This is a genomic window from Sorangium sp. So ce1153 (genome assembly GCF_051521595.1).
In the GTDB taxonomy this organism is placed as follows: Bacteria; Myxococcota_A; Polyangia; order Polyangiales; family Polyangiaceae; genus Sorangium.
In genome coordinates this window covers 7,888,975-7,908,934 of the sequence record NZ_CP150361.1, presented here as the reverse complement: position 1 = coordinate 7,908,934, position 19,960 = coordinate 7,888,975, and the positions used below count along the sequence as shown (strand labels likewise).

The following is a 19,960-nucleotide window of genomic DNA, read 5'->3' as shown; positions in this document are numbered from 1 at the left end:
GCTCGCGACGGCTTGCCGACATGCCCGAGAGCGCTTTTTGCTTGGGTTTCAGGCAGACGTCTTTCGTCTTCCGTCTTCCGTCTTCCGTGCTCGTCTTCCGTGCTCGTCCTTCGTGCGCGTGCGCGTGCGCGATTCACCGGAGTCAGCGCGCACGCGCACGCGCACGGGGAAGACAGACGGAGACGAGAGACGTCTGCATCAAACCCAAGCGAAAACCGCTCTAGAGCGGTGCTCGGCCACGTCTGATACACGAGACACAGAGCGGCGGTCACCCGCACAGGAGACGGGCCCAGATCGGCGTTTTCGGCGCGGAAGCGCACTCCAGTGCGCTGAGCACCGAAAACGTCGAGGTGGGCCCGTATCCGAAGCGGGTGCCCGCCGCTCTAGCGAACGGCCTGCAACAAGCCGAGGCGATACGGGAGCTGCGAGTATTCGCCGCCCGAGCTCGGATTGCGCCCTTGATACAGGAACTTCAGGTTGCAGGTGTCGAGCGTCGCCGTTTCGTCGTTGCCGTCGCGCACCAGCTCGCCATGGCTGACGTCGTCGGTCCAGTCCGCCACGCCCGACGCGTAGGTGACGTTGTTTTGACCCGCGAACGGCGCGTTCCACGTATGCGCGAGCGGGGTCCACGCGCCATCGAGGCGATCCGCGGTGAATGAGCGATAGAACCTGGCGCCCGTCGGGCCGATGGCCTCGATGATCGTCAAGTACTTGTTCATGCCCTTGATCTTGTACGTGGAGCTCCCCTCGAAGAGGTTGTTACGATTCGAGTCCTGAAGGGCGACCGAGATCGGGCCAAACCCGCTGGGGAAATTCTGCACGGTGGTCTGGCTGCGGTACATCTTGCCGTCGTCGCCGGTGAAGAAGAGATAGCAGTTGGAGCTGTCGCAGATCACCCAGTAATCGATCGGCAGGCTGGGCATGCCGGCGGGCGTGGACGCGAAGAAATTCTGGGGTCTGGTCCAGGTCTCCGGGCGGCTCGGGTCGGTGGTCGTGGAGAACTGCGGCGGCTGCGATTGATAGATGAGGTACCACTTGTTGTGAGGCCTGAAGAAGAACATCTGCGGCGCGCACCGGTAGCCGCTGAAGCCAGCCGTGCGATCCATGTAGTATTGCGGGGCGGCCGCGGCCTGGGACCAGTCGGTGAAGTTCAGGTAGGTCATCTGCCAGTTCCCGGCGGTGTTCGCCGTGGTGGCGTAGATGTGCCATTTGTCGTTGAAGAAGGAGACCGTCGGATCTTTGATCGACACGATGTTGTGAGTCGAGTCGGATTTCGGGCTCACCAGCATGCCGCTCGACTGCCAGCGGAAGCTGGTGGGCAAGCCGCAACTTTCGCCGCCGCCGCTGCCGCCGCTGCCGCCGCTCCCGCCGGCCCCACCGGTGCCGCCGGTGCCGCCGGTGCCGCCGGTGCCGCCGGTGCCGCCGGTGCCGCCGGTTCCCGAGCTCACGGGCGTGAGTCGGAACTGCTGGTTGGTCCCGCCGTTGGACGCCCATTGAACCAAGGCGGTGCCGTCCGCGGTGCCGCGGGCGTAGACGTCCAGGGACTTGCCGCTGTTGCGTGCGGTGAGGCGCACGACGCCGGTGGCGACGTCCGTGAACGACCACTGCTGGTTCTCCCCGGTCCAGCAGGAGTATTGCTGGATGCGGGCGCCGTCGGCGGTGGAGGCGCCCGCGACGTCCAGGCAACGGTTGCTGTTGACGTTGCGGATGCGATAGTAGCCGCCGCCCGCCGATTCCATGCGGAACTGTTGCCGCGTCGAGCCGTTGCAGGTGGCGATCTGCATGGCCGCTGCGTCAGCGGTGCTGCCGCCAGCCACCTCGACGCACTTTCCACTCTGGACGCCGGTGAGCGTGTAGGTCGCCCCGGTGTCGATGGTGACGCTCTCAGCCAGCTCGTCGAACTCGTAGCCGTCTTCATCGAGCTGCTCGGCGGAGCCGCACGCAGCCGTGGCGGCGAGCGTCGTGACCAGCCACCATCGTCTAGATCGGATTCTCATCATTATCCCCTCTGTTCAAAGGCATGTGAAGCAGGAACCAAGACACATCGGAAGGCGCCCGGGATCGGCTGCGCGAGCTCTGGCTCCACGGGGAGACTCCGCCGACCTGCGGCCGAGCGGACGAGCCCGCGCAGCGATCTCCGGGCGCGCGATCTCAGTGACGCGCGCGCCGGCGCGCTCGGCGTCAGCGCCCCAGGTAGTTCATCAGCCAGGACATGGCGGGCCGCATCTGGCCGCTGCTGCTCATGAGTCCCGTGTTGGCCACCCACGTCTGGCCGGTGATGTACCCCCACAGCGTGACGCCTCTCACGCTCGGATGCTCGTAGAACATGGGGAACTGGCTCTGCATCACGTTGAGCTGCTGCGTGTCGTTCGCCAGGGCGATGTCGTACTCGGTGATGTAGACCGGTAGACCGGTGGCGGCGAGCCGGTCGAGGAAGCCCTTCACCGTGCTGGTCGGCATCGAGAACGCGGCGTGGGCCTGAGCGCCGATGCCGTCGATGGGAGCCCCTGCCGCCCGGATCCGATTGACGATGTTGATCGTGTTCTGATTGTCACCGCTGTACTCGATGTTGTTGTAGTCGTTGAGCAGCAGCTTGGCGTTCGGGCAGTACTGCCGCGCCCATTTGAACGCTTGCACGATCCAGTCGTAGCCGCTCGAGCCGGCGCCGCCGAGGGCGTTCATGTACGCCGGGGTGGTGTGCGGGGGCGGCTCGTTCACGACGTCGATGATGGCGACGTCGGGATAGCGCTGGCAGAACGCCTGGATCCACTCCTCGACCTCTGCGCGTTGCTCGCTCTGCGACAGACCGCCAATCCAGCCCGGCTGCTGGGCACCCCAGACCAGGGTGTGGCCCTTGTAGGGGATGCCGTTCTCGCGAGCGTAGTTCCGGACCCGGTCCATGCCGGCCCAGTTCATGACGTCTCGCGTGGGTTCGACGGAGCCCCACTTGCCCTCGTTCTCCGGGCTGAGCTGGTTCCAGTACCGGGCCAGATCCGATCGCACCGTCCCGCCGGTGGTGATGTTGCCGACGAACTTGCCGGTGGTGCCGCCGCCGGTGCCGCCGCCGCCGGTGCCGCCGCCCCCCGTGCCGCCGCCGCCGGTGCCGCCGCCGCCGCCGGCGCCGGTCCCGCCCGAGGTCACGGGCGTGAGTCGGAACTGCTGGTTGGTCCCGCCGTTGGACGCCCATTGAACCAAGGCGGTGCCGTCCGCGGTGCCGCGGGCGTAGACGTCCAGGGACTTGCCGCTGTTGCGTGCGGTGAGGCGCACGACGCCGGTGGCGACGTCCGTGAACGACCACTGCTGGTTCTCCCCGGTCCAGCAGGAGTACTGCTGGACGGCGGCGCCGTCGCTGGTGGAGGCGCCCGCGACGTCCAGACAACGGTTGCTGTTGACGTTGCGGATGCGATAGTAGCCGCCGCCCGCCGATTCCATGCGGAACTGTTGCCGCGTCGAGCCGTTGCAGGTGGCGATCTGCATGGCCGCTGCGTCAGCGGTGCTGCCGCCAGCCACGTCGACGCACTTTCCGCTCTGGACGCCGACGAGCGTGTAGGTCGCCGCTGTATCGATGGTGACGCTCTCGGCTGACTCGTCGAGCTCGTAGCCGTCTTCATCGGCCTGCTCGGCAGAGATGCACGCGCTGAGCGCGAGCACGGTCAGCAGGGGCCATCGTTCAAATCGCATTCTCATAAGGTTCTCCTGTACCCAAGCGGGCATGTCGTAGGCTGTAGCGTGAAAGCGGCCCCTTCGACCCATGGACGAGTTGCTGATGCAGCGTCGCTTTTTCATGGGGCCGGATCACGTGGCAACATGTTCTGTCAACCCAGGGCAGCTCCCGCATTTGGGGCTTGACGTCTCCGAGGCGTTTGAACTCCTTCTCCCCCCATCGCGCCGGTCGAGGTGTGCCTGGACCAGTCCGGCGAGAGCGCCGGCATGGAAGCTGGGAAGGCCGAACGTCGTCTCGTTGACATCGCGTCTCGTTCGAATGGCTCGGTCAGCTCCGCGTGCGACCGGGCGCAGCGCCGTGGGCGTGCGGGTCGCCGTGAAGACGAGACCTCGCACCCAGCGCTGCTGAGGCGCGACCGCGATGTTCGCGGGCTCACCGTTGCTCGCGCCCGTGACAACCGAGCGAGCGCAACCGAGGGCCGAGATCGACCGGCTGACGAAGGTCTCGGTGCATGACCGCCCTTCCGAAACGAAGCAAAAGAATACCGACGAGGGTCAATGTGAACGCTCACATCACGAATGTCAACTCCTGAAGACTGTTGAACGTAGATTGCCCGTTCGATGTCGAGATAGGTTGTTGATACGGTGTCGCTTTTCCAGGGAGACCGGATCGCATAGACAGTCTTTTGTGAATCCAGGGCAGGTCACGCAGTCGAGACTTGACGTCTCCGAAGCGTTTGAGCTGCCCTCTCCCTCTCCACATCGGACTTCCTTCTCCCACATCAGACTTCCCTGTCTCCCCTACAGTGGACTTCCTTCTCCCCCTACAAGCGCGAGCTGCACCGCGCGCCCTGGTGGGGTCGCCGCGCAGGCCCTGAGCGCGGCCAGCTTCCAGACGTCCTTCTGCAACAACGCCGGCCTCGGCTTCGACTTTTGCTGGACCGGCAGCTCCGTCGTCCGCACCACCGAGATCTCGAGCGTCAACTGGCCCCACGCGGACGCGGACGCGGACGCGATCTCGGGCTCGATCCAGATGACCGTGTCTTACCGGAACACCTGGGACAACTGGATCGTGGTGTTCGACCAGACCGTCTCCTCGGCAGGGGGCGTGACCCTGTACCAGACCCTGAACAACGACAGGTACCGGGTCACCATCTCCAGTGTGTCCGCCGGCGACATCTACCACCTCGCGGTTCACGGCGATCGGTAGACCGCCGGCGCCGCAGCCTCCTGCGGTCGCGCGCTCGGCCGCCGGGCGATCCTGAGCCCTGTCCAGGGTCCCGCCGGACCCGAGATTGCGACAGCCGCGCTGGCGAACCAGCTCCTCTCACCAGGGCGCGATCCCGGCGGGGAGGATAGGATGGGGGAAGATGGAGCCCATCTATGTCCTGCTGGTCATCTCGGCATACGCGGGGATCGCGATGGTCGGGCAGGTGCACGACGGGGCAAGGCGGGCAGCCGAGGCCCGCTGGCGGGTCGCCCGGCCGATCTGGGAGCGCGCCGCGGCCCTCGTCGGCGGCGAGTTCAAGTCAGGGCCGGACAAGTGGGGAGCTCCCCGGATGCAGATCTCGGCGGTGATCGAGAACGTCGCGCTGCTGGTCGACCACGGCATCGATGAGGACGACGTGTCCGGCGCGCCGTACCACACCCGCATCACCAGCACGGCGCGGAACCCGTCGGGCCTCTGGCTCCGGGTCCACGAGCAGCGGCTGCGCCGGGCAAGCGGCGGGGCCTTCCGGGCGCAGCAGGTGGACGTCGGCGATCCGGCGCTGGACGGCGCCCTCGTCGTCAAGGCCAGCATCCCGGCGCTCGCGCGCTGGTGGCTCGCTCCGCCGCTGCGCGAGGCGCTCCGCGCGGCCTCCGACTACCAGATCACGCTCGAGTCGCACCGGCTCACCGCCGTGCGCGCCGGGCTGGAGGACGACGCGGAGAAGCTCGTGCGCGCCATCCGCGCCGCCGCGCTCGTCGCCGGCCGCGGCCGGGTGCTCACGAGAGAGCTGCGGGCGCTCTCGCACGAGCTCGGCGGGCGCCTCCTCTACGGCGCCAACCCCGCCTCGTCCGAAGGCGAGATGACCATCGAGGTCGAGCACCGCAGCCGGCTGCTCACCGTGGAGTTCGGCCGGGGAGGGAAGAAGGGCGCGTTCAGCACCCGCGTCCGCGTGGCCCGCGCCGCGTCGCCCTCGGAGCGATTCACCCTCAGGCGCCGGCCGAGACGCGGCTCGGGCCGGGGGGCGCAAGAGCCGTCCGGCGACGACGCCCTGCGCCGGGCCTACGAGCTCCTGGCGGACGCGCCCGACCGGGTGGCCCAGCGCCTCGGCGACGAGCTGCGGCGCGAGATCGCCGCGCTCCGACCGGCGGCGGTCGTGGGCGACGAGGCCGCGGTCACGCTCGTCTTCGGCCAGATCGAGACGGGGCGCGACCGGCTCGAGCGCGCGATCGCGATCGTCTCCGCGCTCGCGGCGCCGAGCCCGCACGGGCCGTATCGCTGATCGCCCCGCGCGGCGTCCGGCCGTGCCGCCCGAGGAGGCCACCGGACCGGAGATCCCGCATGACGTTCGCGACCCTGAGCTTCCTCCAGTGGCTGGCGATTGCGGGCGGGATCCTCCTCGTCATGGCGCTCGCGTCCGCGCACGTGAAGCGGCTGCCGGTCTCGTCGTCGCTCATCTACGTCGGCCTCGGCTGGCTCATGGGCCCGCAGGCGCTCGGCTGGATCCGCATCGATCTCGAGGAAGGCAGCGCCTGGTTCGAGCGGCTGACGGAGGTCGCCGTCATCATCTCGCTGTTCATCGGGGGGCTGAAGCTGCGGCTGTCCCCGCGCGACCCCTCGTGGTCGGCGGCCTACCGCCTCGCCGGCCCCCTCATGCTCGTGTGCATCGCCGGCGTCGCCGCCGTCGCGCACCTGCTCCTCGGGCTCGACCCGCCGCACGCGCTGCTCCTCGCCGCGATCGTCGCGCCCACGGATCCGGTCCTGGCCAGCGCTGTCTCGGTCGGCCACGCCGCGGACAGGGACCGCATGCGGTACGGTCTCTCCGGGGAGGCGGGCCTGAACGACGGCATGGCCTTCCCGTTCGTGGTGCTCGCGCTCAGCTGGATGGACCAGGGCGGCGCCGGCGCCTGGGTCCTGCGCTGGGCGCTCGTCAAGCTCGCCTGGGCGGTGCCGGCGGCGCTCGCGCTGGGGGTATCTCCTCGGGGTCCGCGTCGGGCGCTGGGCGATCCGCCTCCGGAGCCGCCAACGCGACACGGAGGCGCCCAGCGACTTCCTCGCGCTGGCGCTCATCGCGCTGTCGTACGTCGCGGCCCAGCTCCTCGGCGCCTGGGGGTTCCTCGCGGTGTTCGCCGCGGGCGTGGGGCTGCGGCGGGCGGAGCTCAAGGTCGTCGCCGAGACGCCTCACCCGGAGGCCGCGCCCCGCGCGTCGCGCCCGGACGCCCCGCACCCGCCGGCGGAGCACCTGGTCCGCGCGCGCGTGGAGCCCGAGGCGATCGCCGAGCCGGCCGTCGCCGCCGGCGTGCTCGTCGCGGAGACGATCTCGTTCGGCGCGACCGCCGAGCGGCTGCTCGAGGTCGCCCTCGTCACGCTCGTCGGCGTCCTCGTGGGCCCTTCCTGGAGCGCGCGCTCGCTCCTCGTCGCCGCCTTCCTGCTCGTCCTGCTGCGCCCCGTGGCCACGCGATGGCTCCTCTCCGGGACGGCCACGTCCCCTCATCAACGCTGGCTGATGGGATGGTTCGGCATCCGCGGGATCGGGAGCCTCTATTACCTCGCCTACGCGCTGAACCACGGCCTGTCCGGCGGCGCCGCTCGCGACGTCATCTCGCTCACGCTCTCGATCGTCACGGTGAGCATCGTGCTGCACGGCATCACCGCGACCCCGCTGCTCAACCGCTATCAGGCGACGCTGAGGGCCCGGGGGCGCTCCACGCCCGGTGATCCTCGGACAGGCGCGCCGGTGTCGCGGGGCGCCGAGCCCTGAGGTGCCCGGCGCCGGGCGACACCGGCGCGAGCGCTCCATGGAGCGCTGCAGGCCGGCGGGGCATGGTAGATCGTCGACCTGGGGTATGCAGGCACAGGTCGATTTCCCGGCGCCTCCGCTGCGTGCGTCCTCCCGCGGGCGGAGAGGGGCAGCATGAGCGCGGCGCGCGACGAGCCGACGACGCTGGTCCGCACCCAGCGGCGCGCCGGCTCCGGCGCCGAGCCGCGGCCGTTCCTGTTCCTCGTCTTGCAGTGCCAGCGGCCGCTGGATCCGCCCGCGCGGTTGCCGCTCGACGGGATCGACGAGGTGCGGTTCGGGCGAGGCCCGGTGCGCTCGATCCACCGGCGGAGCGAGGGCGAGCGGGCGCTCCTCGACGTGCGCCTCGAGGACGGGTGGGTGTCGTCCCGGCACGCGCGGATCACGCGCGACGGCGGCCGGCTCCTCCTGGAGGACCTCGGCTCGACGAACGGCACCTTCGTGAACGGCGTGGCCCGGAAGAGCGCGCCGCTCGCCGAGGGGGACCTGATCGAGCTCGGGCACACGTTCTTCCTGTTCCGCGAGGTCGCCGCGCCGGACGAGGACCCGGGCGACGCGGCGCCGGGGCCGGGCCAGCCGCTCGGCCTCGCCACCTTCTCGCCCGCGCTGGCCGAGCGGTTCGCGGCGCTCCGGGCGGTCGCGCCCGCCAACATCCCCGTGGTCCTCCAGGGCGAGAGCGGCACCGGCAAGGAGGTCATCGCGCGCGCCCTCCACGCGCTCTCGGGCCGCCCGGGCCCGTTCGTCGCCATCAACTGCGGCGCCCTGCCCGACAGCCTCATCGAGTCCGAGCTGTTCGGCCACAGGAAGGGCGCCTTCTCCGGCGCGGCGGAGGACCGGCCCGGCCTGGTCCGCGCCGCGGACAAGGGCACGCTCTTCCTCGACGAGATCGGCGACCTGCCCGCGACGTCGCAGACCGCGTTCCTGCGCGTGCTGCAGGAGTCGGAGGTCGTCGCGGTCGGCGCGACGCGGCCGGTGAAGGTCGACCTGCGCGTCGTGGTGGCCACGCACCGCGATCTGCCGGCGATGGTGGAGGGCGGCGATTTCCGGGGCGATCTCTTCGCGCGCCTGTCGGGCTTCGTGCTCGAGCTGCCGCCCCTGCGCAAGCGCCGGGAGGACCTCGGCCTGCTGATCGCCGCCCTGCTCCGCCGCGCCGCCCCGGACCGCGCCGCGGACATCGCGATGAGCTGCGAGGCGGCGCGCGCGCTCCTGCTGCGCGAGTGGCGGCTCAACGTCCGCGAGCTGGAGAAGTGCCTGGCGACCGCGATCGTGCTGGCGGGGAGCGGCAGGGTGGAGCTCGATCACCTGCCGCCGCCCGCCGGGATGACGCGCACCCCGACCGAGCTCCCGAGGCTCGACGCCCAGCCCGGCGAGCCGCAGCGGCCAGCGGCGCCCGCGGCGGAGGACCAGGAGCGGCGCGAGGAGGAGCGGCGCGAGGCGCTGATCCGCCTCTTCCGCGAGCACCGGGGGAACGTCAGCGCCGTGGCGCGGGCGATGGGCAAGGGGCGGACGCAGATCCACCGCTGGATCGCGCGCTACGGCATCGAGCCCGCCGACTACCGGGAACGCGAAGGAGGCTGAGCGCCCGGCCGGACGGCCGGGCGCCGGCAGGGCGGCCGCCGCTCAAGGGCAGAGCGGCGCGTCGACGAACACCGCGCCGGACACCATCCGCGCAAACGGGGAGTCCCGGATGACGTCCGACGGGTGGTTGAGATAGACCGTGATCGGATGGTGCCATGTGCCCCCGCCGCTGCCTTTGCACTCCTGGAAATCGCCGTCGCCCTCCACGAGCACACCGTCGGCGACGGAGCATTGGTCGAGCGGCGGACAGTCCTTGAAGGCGTGCGCGTCGCCGCAGGCGCCCACCGAGGTCGCGGCGCAGTCTTTTTCCTCGCCGGCGCCGGCGCAGAGGCGGTGCTCCACGTAGGCTGCCTGATCGGTCCAGTATTCGCCCGTGCAGGCGAAGGCGTGTCGAAACACGGACTGCCCGGAGGCCCGGGCACCATGGAACTCGCCGTCTGCGGTCACCTCGTTCATGCCCTCCTCGAGCAGATCGTTGAGCGGGTGATCTCCCCAGAAGCTCCCGTAGAACGCGCCCTCGCGCCAGCGAAAGACGGTCGCCTCCGGCGCCGGATACTCCGCGGCTTTGAACGATGCCGCGAGGATCGAGACGGCGCCGGGCGGCGGCGTGGGGAGCGGCTGCACTTCGCTCGCGACGCTGAAGCGCGCGTGCCGCGGGAGCGTCGCGGCGAGCGCCTTCCCCGGACCCAGGGCGCCGGCGCCGACGCTCGTCCGCGGGCCGCTCATGACGCTGAAGTGGCCGCTGACGGGGCAGACGAAGTGGAGCGCGGGCTCGCTGCGCCCGCTGCAGCGCACCGCGCGCGGCTCGATGTGGTCGGGTGAGCCGCTGTCGCAGCCGCGGATGCCGCTGCAGACGCGAACGACCGTGTCGCCGGGGGAAAGCCCCTCGGCGCTCGACGGGTCGGCATCGCAGTCGCCCAGGGGCTCGGTGCCGGCGCCGACGTACACGTACGAGCCCGGGGTGCAGGAGCCGACGTGCCCGGGCGTCCAGCCGCAGTCGCGCGATTCGCCCGAGATCTCGGTCTTGCACCGCGCAAAGCTCGGGATCGCGTCGCCGTCCTCCGTGACGGTCACCACGCGCACGGACGGCGCCGGCGTGAGGAGACCGGGCCGATGCTCCGGGAAAGCCTGGCCCCGCAGCGAGAGGGTGACGTTGCGGCCCAGGGCGTTCACCCGCGAGAGCAGGCACGCCGTGGTGAGCTGACGGCACTTCGGCCCCACCGGGCCCGTGGCCCACGGTGGGCAGAGCCCGATCTCGCCGGGAAACCTGTACTCCTCGCCCGTCGACGTGTCGGTGTACGAGACGCTCTGGCCCTCCTCCAGGGCGCAGGAGACGAGATAGCGCATCACCTCGCGCGTGGGCTCGTGACGGAGCTGGTAGCGGAGCTCGGGCTCACCGCCGATGTCGGCGTAGCTCTCGGTCGCGAGCGGGACTCTCACCATGACGGGATTGGCGCGCACGTTGGTGATCAGCGCGTTGCGGGTGAGCGCCTCGGCGGAGAGGCCATTGGCATACACGCCCTGCACCGCCTCTGCCCACGACGCCACCAGGTCGACGGCCGACGCGGTGCCGGCCGGCCCGGTGGTGGCCGGCCCGACGGTGGACGATCCGGTGCCGGCCCCGCGCGCCGAGATCGGCGGCTGGTCGAGCGAGGGAGCGTCGCCGCCGGCGACGGCGCAGCCCGCGCCGGCGATCGAGAGCCCGAGACAGGACACAAGCAACCCAGGGATCCGGTAGATCTTCACGCGGTCAGATTCCTTTCTTCGTCCCGGCAAGCCGGCTGACCGGTTCACGCGGTGGCGGTCGCTCCCGGCGCGAGGAGCGCGCGCTCGAGCTCGTCGAACCGCCGCTCCCAGAAGCCCGCCGAGACCGCCCTCGCCTCCTCCAGGAACACGAGCGCCTCGCCCGCGGCGCCCGCCCGGAGGGCCGAGAGGACCGCGGCGTGGAGCGCCTCGGCGTGCTCATGGAGGATCGCGGTGTGCCGCGCCTCCTGTACGAGCGCGCGCCACGCCGCAGCGTCGAACCGACCGGCTGGCCGGTCGTCCAGGGCTTGGTGCACCAGGCGTGCCAGCGTCCGGGCACAGGGGGTGAGATCGATGTCGGGGACGCTCGCGCGGGCCTCGGCCAGGTGGCGGGCCGCCTCGTCGTGCTCGCCGCGGGCGAGATGGATGCGGGCGAGGAGGAGGGCGTCGTCCGGCGAAGGGCGCTGGTTGAAGAAGCGCCGCTGGAGGTCGAGGCAGCGGCGCGCGAGGGGAAGGGCCTCGTCCAGCGCGCCCATCCAGTAGCGCAGCTCGGACAGGTTCAGCGTGGCCCAGCGCTCGAGCTGGGCGTGGCCGAGCTCGCGGGCGAGGCGGACCGCCTCCCGCTGGTCCTCGAGCGCGCGGCCCTCGTCGCGCCGCTTCACCCACATGAAGAGCCGGTTGATGTAGGCGGCGCAGAGGTGGAAGACGTCGCCGGCGCGCAGGCAGGCGTCGACGACGGCCTCGCCATGGCGCTCGGCCTCGTCGAGGCGGCCGGCCACAGAGAGCGAGCCGACCAGCAGCAGCCGCGCGATGACGTGCGCCTCGTGGTCGCCGAGGGCGAGCGCGCCGCGGGCGGCCTGCTCCAGCTTGGGGATCCCTTCGTCGACGCGCTGGCCGCGGCAGTCCGAGCGGCCGCTCGCGAGCAGGCAGCGCGCGTCGAGGCGGGCGTCGCCGAGGCCGGCGCAGAGCTCCGCCGCGCGCGCGGCGGCCGCCGCGGAGGCGGGGAAGTCCTCGAGCCAGTCGAGCGCGGTCGCCTCCTCGAGGAGGAGCTCGGCCGCGCGGCGCCGGTCGCCGGCGGCCTCGGCGAGCGCTCGGGCGGCGCGCAGATCGGCCAGCGACTCGCGGAGGCGCTGCAGGCGGTAGCGCGCCCGGCCGCGGCCGGCGAGCGCCCGGCCGCGGGCCGCGGCGTCGCCGCCGTCGCCGCCGTTGAGCAGGCGCAGGGCCGCGGTGAAGCGCTGCTCGGCCTCGACGACGTCGTGCCGGGCGAGCGCCTCCTCCGCGAGCTCAGCGTGCGCCTCCGCAGCGGCGGCCGCGTCGCCCGCGGCCGCGGCGTGGTGGGCGATCCGGGCGCGCGACCCCGCGGCGGGCGGCGCGCGCATGAGGCGCCGGAGGACGGCGGCGTGCAGCGCGCGGCGGCGGGCGGGCGGGATGCACGCCTCGACGGCCTCGCGCAGGAGCGGGTGCCGGAAGGCGTACCGCGGCGGCGACGCCGGGAGCGCGACGAGCACGCCGGCCCGGGCGAGGCGGGCGAGGCCGACGCCGGCGTCCAGCGCGCCGGTCGGCGGCGGCGCGCCCGGGGCGTCGAGCGCGGCCTCGAGCTCGGCCGGGGACAGGTCGTCGCCGAGAATCGCCGCGCGCTCGAGCAGGTCCACGAGCGGCGGCGGCAGGGCCGCGAGCGCGCGCGCGGCGAGGCGCTCGCCGAGCGGCGCGGCGGAGAGAGAGAGCAGCTCGTCCGGCGCGAGGGTCCAGCCGTCGCCGCCGCGGGCGCGCCGGATGGCGCCGCCGACCCGCAGGGCGCAGGCGACCTCCACGAGATCGCGCGGGACGCCGCGCCCGAGCGCGCGCAGGTGGTCGAGCACGGCGCGCGGGACGAACTCCACCGGGCGAAGGTGGTCCTGGAGCAGCGCGCCCGCGGCCTCGGCGTCGAGCGGGCCGAGGTCGAGATCGAGGCGGCGGGCGGCGCGCTCGCCCAGGCCCGGACGGAGCGACGCGATCGACGGCCGGGCCGCGAGCACGATCGCGAGGCGCGCCGGGCTGCCGTCCGCGGTGGCCAGCTCGATCGCGTCGAGCGCGGCCGCGTCCGCGAGGTCGGCGTCGTCGAGCAGCAGCGCGAGCGGCGCGGCGGCCGTGAGGGCGGCGGCGAGCGCCCGGGCCTCGGCGTGGCGGCGCGCGCCCGCCGCCTCCAGCAGGGGCGCGGCCGCGGGATCGCGGCCGGCCATGCGGCCGAAGGCGAGCCCCACGGCCGGCCACGCGCGGGCGGCCTCCAGCGCGCCCAGGCGGCGCGCGAGCGCCGCGTCGACGGTGGCGTCGAGCGCGCCGCTGTCCGGGAGGTCCAGGGCGGCCCGCAGGAGGGCGACGAGGGTCGCGCCGCGCTCGGCGGCTTCCGGCCGGAGCGCCGCCGCGGCGTGCACGGTCGCGCCGCCGGCGCGGAGCGCCGCCGCGAGGGCGTCGAGGAAGCGGGTCTTGCCGTGCCCCTCGGCGCCGAGCGCGACCACGAGCGCCGGCCCGCCGCCGTCGAGCGCCTCCCTCACGGCCGCGAGGGCCGCGGCGAGCGCGGCGTCGCGGCCGCGCAGGGCGGCCTCGCCGGGCTCGTCCGGGGGCGCGCCGTGATGAGCGGGCGGCGTGTCGAGATGATCGGGCGGCGCGCCGTCCGGGCCCTCCGCGAGCGCGCGCTGCGCCTCGGCTGTGAGGACCGCCGGCGGCGCGGCGCCGGCGTCGCCCGCGGTCGCCGCGCCGGACCCCCACGTTCCGGCGGTCTCCAGCGCGGTGCCCGCGAGCGTGACGCCGTGCGCGCCCTCGCGCACGCGGAGCGGCGCCACGTGGACCACGAGGGGCGGCTCCGCCAGTCCGGCAACGACGAGGTGCCGGGCCGACCGCACCGCCGCGCGCACCCCGTCGGCCGGCGCCTCGGCGGCGGGGAAGGCGAGCACGGTGTTTTCCCCGCGAAAGCGCGCCAGGATGCCGCCCTCCGCGCGGGCTATGTCGACGAGCGCACCGGTGCGCTCGCGCGCGCGGACGGCGAGCAGCGCCACGGGTCGACGCTGGCCGAGGGGAGGGGAGCGCGCGTCGGAGCTGGCCGTGCGCGCGTCGGAGCTGGCCGTGCGCGCGTCGGAGCTGGCAGCGCGCGCGTCGGAGCTGGCCGTGCGCGCGTCGGAGCTGACAGCGCGCGCCTCCGACGAGACAGCGCGCCCGCCGGCCGAGGCGACGCGCGCCCCGAGCGCCGCCGCGAGCGCGCGCGCCACGTCGCTCGCGCGGGCCGGGCGGGCCTCCGGATCCTTCGCCAGGCAGCGCAGGACGGCCTCATCGGCGGCCGGCGGGAGCGGCGCGAACGACGAGGGCGGGTCGGGCCGGCGCGCCACGTGGGCCTGCCGCACCTCGGCCGGCTCCCCCACGAACGGCGGCCGGCCGGTGAGCAGCTCGAAGATCATCGCGCCGAGCGCGTAGATATCCGCCCGCGGGTCCACGCCGCCCGCGCCGAGGCACTGCTCCGGCGCCATGTACGTCGCCGTCCCGAGGATGGCGCCGGTGCGCGTCAGATCGGGCCCGAGCGCGCCCTCCGCGCCGTCCGCGTCGCGCGCGCCCCGCGAGAGCGCCGCGAGGCCGAAGTCGATCAGCGCGACCTCTCCCCCGGGCCGCAGCCACACGTTCTCGGGCTTCAGGTCGCGGTGGACGAGGCCGGCGTCGTGCACCGCGTCGAGCGCCGCCGCGATCGCGCGCGCGAGCGTCGCGGCCTCGTCGAGCGGCATCGCGCCCGCGCCCGGCAGCTCCGCGAGGCGCGACGCGAGCGAGCTGCCCGGGAGCCGCTCCAGCGCGAGGAACGGCCGGAGGTCGGCGGCGCGACCGCGGCCGAGCAGCGCGGGCGCCCGTGGGGGCGCGAGGCGCCCGAGCGCCGCGGCCTCGCGCGCGATCCGGCCGTCGTCCTGCCGCCGCGCCACCTTGAGCGCCACGGCGCGGCCGTCGCCCTCGCGCGTCGCCGCGTAGACGCGCGCGAACCCGCCCTGCCCGAGCATCTGTTCGACGCGGAACCCCGGGACCTGCGGGGGCGGATCCGGATCGCTCGCCTCGGTTGCGACGCTCACCGACGGCGCCGGCGGTGCTGTCAGGGCGTGCTCCGGGCACGCGGCGCCGGTCTGCGCGGGGAGGCGGCGATGGCACTCGGAGCAGCGCATGGGGCGCGAGTATACTGGGGTGGGTTGCCATGCTGCCGACTGCCGAGCTCACCCCCGAAGAGACCGCCGTCATCTCGGGTCGCCCGCAGGAGCTGGAGACGATCGCCGCCGCCGACGCGCTCCCCGCCGGCGCGGTGGTCGCGGGGTATTTGCTCGACGAGGTGCGCCTCGCGGGCGGCTTCGGCGTCGTGCACCGCGCCTGGCCGCTCGAGGGCGGCGCGGCGGTCGCGCTGAAGGTGCTCCGCCGCGAGCTGTCGCTCCTGCCGGCGATGCTCCGGCGCTTCCAGCAGGAGGCGGAGGTGCTCGCGCGGCTCAGGCACCCGGCGATCGTCGAGATCCGCGGCGTCGGCGCCGTCGACGACGGCCGGCCCTACATCGCGATGGAGTGGCTCGAGGGCCGGAGCCTCGCGGCCGAGCTGCGCGCGCGGGGCGCCTTCTCGCCGGCCGAGGCGGTCGCGCTGCTCGAGGAGATCGGCGGCGCGCTCGCGGCCGCGCACGCGATCGGCGTCGTGCACCGCGACGTGAAGGCCCAGAACGTCATGGTCCGCGGCGGGCTGTTCGACGGCGTCGCCGCCCGGGGCGGCGCGCGGGGCGTGAAGCTGGTCGATTTCGGCATCGCCAAGCTGCTCCAGCCCCCGGGCGGCGCGCGCGGCGGCAAGAGCAGCAGCCTGATCCTCGGCACGCCGCTCACGATGGCGCCCGAGCAGATCCTGGGAGGCGCGGTGGACGAGCGCACGGACATCTACGCGGTGGGCCTGCTCGCCTACCAGCTCGTGACGGCCGAGCTGCCGTTCCAGGGCGCCAACGCGGTCGAGACCGAGGAGATGCACCTGCGCGCGCCGCCGCCCCTCCCGAGCGAGCGCGCGCCCGTGTCGGCCACGTTCGACGCCGTGGTCCGCCGCTGCCTCGCGAAGGCGCCGGCGGACCGGTACGCGAGCGTGCCCGAGCTGCTCGCGGCGCTGCGCGGGGCGGTCTCCGCGGCGCGCGTCGAAGCGCCGTGTGTCGGCGCGCCGGCGCGCGCGGGCGTGGACGAGCGCGCGCGGCGCGGGCCGAGCACCGCGCTGCTCGTCGAGGCCGGGCTGGCCGCGCAGGACGACGCGGGCGACGAGGAGCTCGCTGACGTCGAGCGGCTGCTGCAGGCCGCGCGGGCGGCGCTCTCCCGGATCGGGGCGACGCTCGTCGTCGAGAGCGCCGACGCGCTGCTCGCGACGCTGCCCGCGCCCTACGAGGGCGCTCCGGACCGGGCGCTCGGCTGGGTGCTCGGGCTCTGGGCGGAGCTCGGCGCGCGGGCCGGCGCGAGCCCCGAGGTCCACCCGCGCCTGGCGCTGCACGCGGCCACGCCCGAGGCGCTGCGCCGCTGGGCGCCCGGCCCGACCGGGGCGGGCGTGTTCGTCACCGACGCGTTCGCCGAGGGGCTCGCCGGGAAGGCCGAGGCCGCGACGCGTCCGGCCGTGGGCGGCGCGCTGCGCCGGGTGTCACCCTGAGCGGTGTCGCCTTGTGAGCGGTGTCGCCCTGTACGGGCGCGCGCTGCCACTGCCCCTGCCACAGGGGGTGTGACAGGGGGCGGTGTGACGGGGGGCGGTGTGACGGGGGGCGGCCGGCGTGTGGCAGGCGGGGCGCCTGCGGGGTGCTGTCGTGCCGAGAGCGCGGCGAGGTCCGCCGGGGGGCGCCGCGCGTCGTCTCGCAGGCTTTCGGCGTCGAGGGCCGCGCCTTTCGGCGTCGAGGGCCGCGTCCGCGCGGCGCGCGATGCTGCCTGATGGCCATCAGCGCATGTCGCGGCGTCGCATTCCTCTGGGCGCTGGCAAGGCGCTTGCGATGGCGCCCCGGCGCGAGGCGCCGCCGCGACCGGACCAGTCCTGGCCCGCCGGGCGGTCGGCGCCTCTGCCTCGACAACAAGATATCCGAGGAGACATCGCCATGCGCATGGTTCGCTTTGCATTCGCGCTCTTCACCCTGTCCGCGGCCGGCTGCGCCGTCGACGCGGCCGACCCTGATCTCGCGGTGGACGCCCCGAACCTCTCGGAGAACTGGACCGTCAGTAGCTTCACGACCCCCCGGAGCTGGAGCTCGGGCCTGGTCGGCACCGCCTCGGGGTACATTCACTGCAACACCGACTACGGTGAAGGATACATGTTGACTGACCTCAGCGTGAACGAGGAGCCCCTCGCCAATCCTGCCGAGTTCATCGCCAGCATGAACGGCGTGTGCCGGGAGTTCGACCTCCCGGATATCGCCCTTCCGCGGACCGGCACTTACGCGTACGCGGCCATCTCCGCCGCGCCGAGCCGCCCCGGCCTGCACTGGACTCATGTCCCCGCGAACGACTCCTATCCCATCGGCTTGCAGCTCAGGGTGGATCCCATTCCCAGCCCCTACGTGAAAGACGTGCGCATCATGTACGCTCACAAGGACGCGACCGGGATGGCCCTCGACGTCGCCGCGCCTTCCTTCACGCCCTGGGCGATCGGTTACGCCGGGAACGTCGTGAGCCTGAACTGCCCGGCGAAGCAGGTGATGGCGGGGCTGGACCTCGACTACGACCCGGGCTCGGGGCAGATCCGGTTCCTGGAGATCCACTGCCGAGAGCTGAGCTGGCCCTGAGAGACCCCGCCGGCCGCCGCGTCCGCCGGAGGCTCGGCCTCCGGCGGCGCCGGGCCGGAGCGGCGGCCGCTATCTTTCCGCGGTGCGATCGTGCACCCTCGCCGCGAGGGTGCATGAGGGGCGAGCCGAGATCCGGCGGTGACTTCGGGCGGACGACAGGGCCGGACGGCATGAGGACATGACGACTCCGCTGCGCCCCGAGGAAGCGCTCGCGAGCCTGCGTCGCGCGGGGCTCGCGACACAGGTCGACGCCGCGGCGTTCGCGGCCGCGTGCGACGAGGAGCGCGCCGGCGCGCCGCTCGACGCCGAGGTCGCGCTCTCGGCGCTGGCGTCGCTCTACGGCGTGCGCGGTCCCTCGGAGGCGAGCGCCCCTGACGGCGCGTTCGCGGTGGACGAGCACGCCGCGGCCGATCCGGCGGTCCTCGCGGCCGTGTGGCTCGCCTTCGAGCGCTGGCTCGGTCGCCCGATCCCTGTCGCGGTGGCGACCGACCTCGACGAGCTCGTCTCGTACGCGGGCGACATGTTCTTTCTTGGCCGGCACGCTGGCGCCGAGGGGGAGGCGCCGTGTCTCTACTCGATCGACGGCTGGCGCACGCGCGACGACGCGTCGTTCTCGCTCTTCGCGCTGCGGCGCGATGGCGAGCCCCTCTATGCGCTCGGCGTGGCGGTCCAGTTCCACGTGCACCCGGACACGGAGGCCGCGGCCGCGGGCATCTTCCGCCTGGACGGGCTCACGGAGAGCTACCGCGAGCACGCCCCGGCGTGCGCCGTTTGCCGCGACAACCTCCGGCGAGCCGCCGACCGGGGCGTCCTGCCCGACGAGTTCCGGCCGCTCCTCGACGGCTGACAGGACGCCTGCGCGACCGCGGCTGACGAGGCGCCAGCGCGACAGCGGTCGCTGCCGAGGCGCCAGCGCGACCGCGGCGCGACGGCCATTCACGGGGAAACCGACGGCGGGGGGCCGTCGGCGACCCGCGCCCTACCGCTCCAGGAACCGCGCTGGCAAGGCCTGCGCGGCGTCCACGGCGCGACCGGCCGCGCGCGCCGCGCCGCGGAGGGCCTCCTCCGCCCCGCGCGCGCCGGCGCTCCCGGACGATCCCCAGAGGAGGTATGCCGCGATCGCCACCCCGATCGCCGCCGCGACGCCTGCCGCCGCGAGGCGCCCGCGCCGCGCCCGCGCCGCGGCAGGCCCCTTGAGCGGCGCCCCGGCCGCGGCCACGAAGGCCGACACCATCGCCTCCACGCTCGGGAACCGCTCTGAAGGGCTGATGGCGAACGCGCGCGCGAACCACGCCTCCAGCGCGGGCGGCGCCCCCGGGCACACCGTTGTCAGCGGCGGTCGCGCGCCGACGAGGATGGACGCGAGCACGGCGGCCAGGTTGCGGCCCGGGAACGGCTGCTGCCCGGTCAGCGCCTCGTGCGCGACGACCGCGAGCGACCACATGTCGAGGTGCGGGCCCGCCTGCCCGTCGCACGTGTGCTCCGGGCTCAGGTAGGCCGGCGTGCCCAGCACCACGCCGTCCGCCGTCCGCCGGCGGAAGTCGGCCGGCCGGCCCTGACCGACCCACTTGGCGATCCCGAAGTCGGCGATCTTGGCGCGCGCCTGGCCGTCGCTCCCCTCGACGAGCAGGATGTTCGACGGCTTGATGTCGCGGTGCACGATGCCGAGGCCGTGCGCCACCGAGAGCGCCTCTCCGAGCTCTCGGACGAGCGACGCGAGCTCGGGCAGCGGCATCGTCCCGCGCTCCTGGAGCACCTGCCGCAGCGACCGGCCGCGCACGTACTCCATGACCAGGTACGCGCCCGCCGCCGGGTCCTCGCCGGCGTCGTGCACGGCGACGACGCCAGCGGTCTTCTGCCCGAGCTGCGCCGCGACCTGGGCCTCGAGCCGGAACCGATCGAGCGCCTCGTGGTGCCGCCCGTTGCGCGGCAGCACGAGGAACTTCAGCGCCACATCGACGCGCCGGACCGTATCGCGCGCGCGCCAGACCTCGCCCATCGCGCCGCGCCCGAGCGGGTGCTCGAGCTGGTAGCGCCCGCCGACGAGGCGGCCTCGCATCCGACCGGCGCGGCGCGAGGAAGCAGGGCGGGAGTCCGGCGGTCGACGCGAGGAAGCAGGGCGGGCGTCCGCCGGTCTATCAGCGAGCGCGGCCGCGGCGCGCGCGCCGTCTCTTCTCTGGGAATCGGGCTGGGGATCGAACG

The 19,960-nt window shown here is 73.7% G+C and carries 11 protein-coding genes and 1 pseudogene; 7 read left to right on the top strand and 5 right to left on the bottom strand.

The annotated features are described in order from the left end of the window. Positions 1–383: 383 nt before the first annotated feature. Together WME85_RS28410 and WME85_RS28405 are read right to left on the bottom strand one after the other, a co-directional pair. A complete protein-coding gene (locus tag WME85_RS28410) occupies positions 384–2,000 on the bottom strand; it encodes a non-reducing end alpha-L-arabinofuranosidase family hydrolase (protein WP_437825604.1) in 1,617 nt (538 codons plus the stop codon). 181 nt (positions 2,001–2,181) lie between these two features. Then, positions 2,182–3,681, bottom strand: a complete 1,500-nt coding sequence (locus WME85_RS28405; RefSeq protein WP_437825603.1) for an endo-1,4-beta-xylanase — start codon at positions 3,679–3,681, stop codon at positions 2,182–2,184. Between the two features lie 1,015 nt (positions 3,682–4,696). Between WME85_RS28405 and WME85_RS28400 the strand changes: the two genes are divergently transcribed. From WME85_RS28400 to WME85_RS28385, 4 genes and pseudogenes are all read left to right on the top strand, one after another. Continuing rightward, on the top strand, positions 4,697–4,873 hold the full coding sequence (locus WME85_RS28400) for a hypothetical protein (protein ID WP_437825601.1): 177 nt from the start codon (positions 4,697–4,699) through the stop codon (positions 4,871–4,873). A gap of 160 nt (positions 4,874–5,033) precedes the next feature. Continuing rightward, positions 5,034–6,152, top strand: coding sequence for a hypothetical protein (locus WME85_RS28395; RefSeq protein ID WP_437825600.1), 1,119 nt, complete (start codon positions 5,034–5,036; stop codon positions 6,150–6,152). A 74-nt stretch (positions 6,153–6,226) separates the two neighbouring features. Beyond that, positions 6,227–7,631, top strand: a pseudogene (locus WME85_RS28390) (cation:proton antiporter). A gap of 153 nt (positions 7,632–7,784) precedes the next feature. After that, positions 7,785–9,245 (top strand): sigma 54-interacting transcriptional regulator, encoded by a 1,461-nt coding sequence (locus WME85_RS28385; RefSeq protein WP_437825598.1) that lies wholly within the window; start codon positions 7,785–7,787, stop codon positions 9,243–9,245. A 42-nt stretch (positions 9,246–9,287) separates the two neighbouring features. Here WME85_RS28385 and WME85_RS28380 read toward each other — a convergent pair whose 3' ends face one another. Then, positions 9,288–10,991 (bottom strand): hypothetical protein, encoded by a 1,704-nt coding sequence (locus WME85_RS28380; protein ID WP_437825596.1) that lies wholly within the window; start codon positions 10,989–10,991, stop codon positions 9,288–9,290. A 44-nt stretch (positions 10,992–11,035) separates the two neighbouring features. Further along, positions 11,036–15,157, bottom strand: a complete 4,122-nt coding sequence (locus WME85_RS28375) for a protein kinase domain-containing protein (protein ID WP_437825594.1) — start codon at positions 15,155–15,157, stop codon at positions 11,036–11,038. Positions 15,158–15,186: 29 nt separating this feature from the next. On the opposite strand from WME85_RS28375, the gene WME85_RS28370 reads away from it, so the two are divergent. From WME85_RS28370 to WME85_RS28360, 3 genes are all read left to right on the top strand, one after another. Then, a complete protein-coding gene (locus WME85_RS28370; protein ID WP_437825592.1) occupies positions 15,187–16,641 on the top strand; it encodes a serine/threonine-protein kinase in 1,455 nt (484 codons plus the stop codon). 439 nt (positions 16,642–17,080) lie between these two features. Beyond that, positions 17,081–17,758 carry a hypothetical protein gene (locus tag WME85_RS28365; RefSeq protein ID WP_437825590.1) on the top strand — a complete coding sequence of 226 codons (678 nt, stop codon included), beginning with the start codon at positions 17,081–17,083 and terminating at the stop codon, positions 17,756–17,758. Between the two features lie 178 nt (positions 17,759–17,936). Next, a complete protein-coding gene (locus WME85_RS28360) occupies positions 17,937–18,605 on the top strand; it encodes a hypothetical protein (RefSeq protein ID WP_437825588.1) in 669 nt (222 codons plus the stop codon). Positions 18,606–18,737: 132 nt separating this feature from the next. On the opposite strand, the gene WME85_RS28355 is transcribed toward WME85_RS28360, so the two are convergent. Further along, entirely contained in the window at positions 18,738–19,817 is a 1,080-nt protein-coding gene (locus WME85_RS28355; RefSeq protein WP_437825586.1) for a serine/threonine-protein kinase, read from the bottom strand. Positions 19,818–19,960 lie beyond the last annotated feature (143 nt).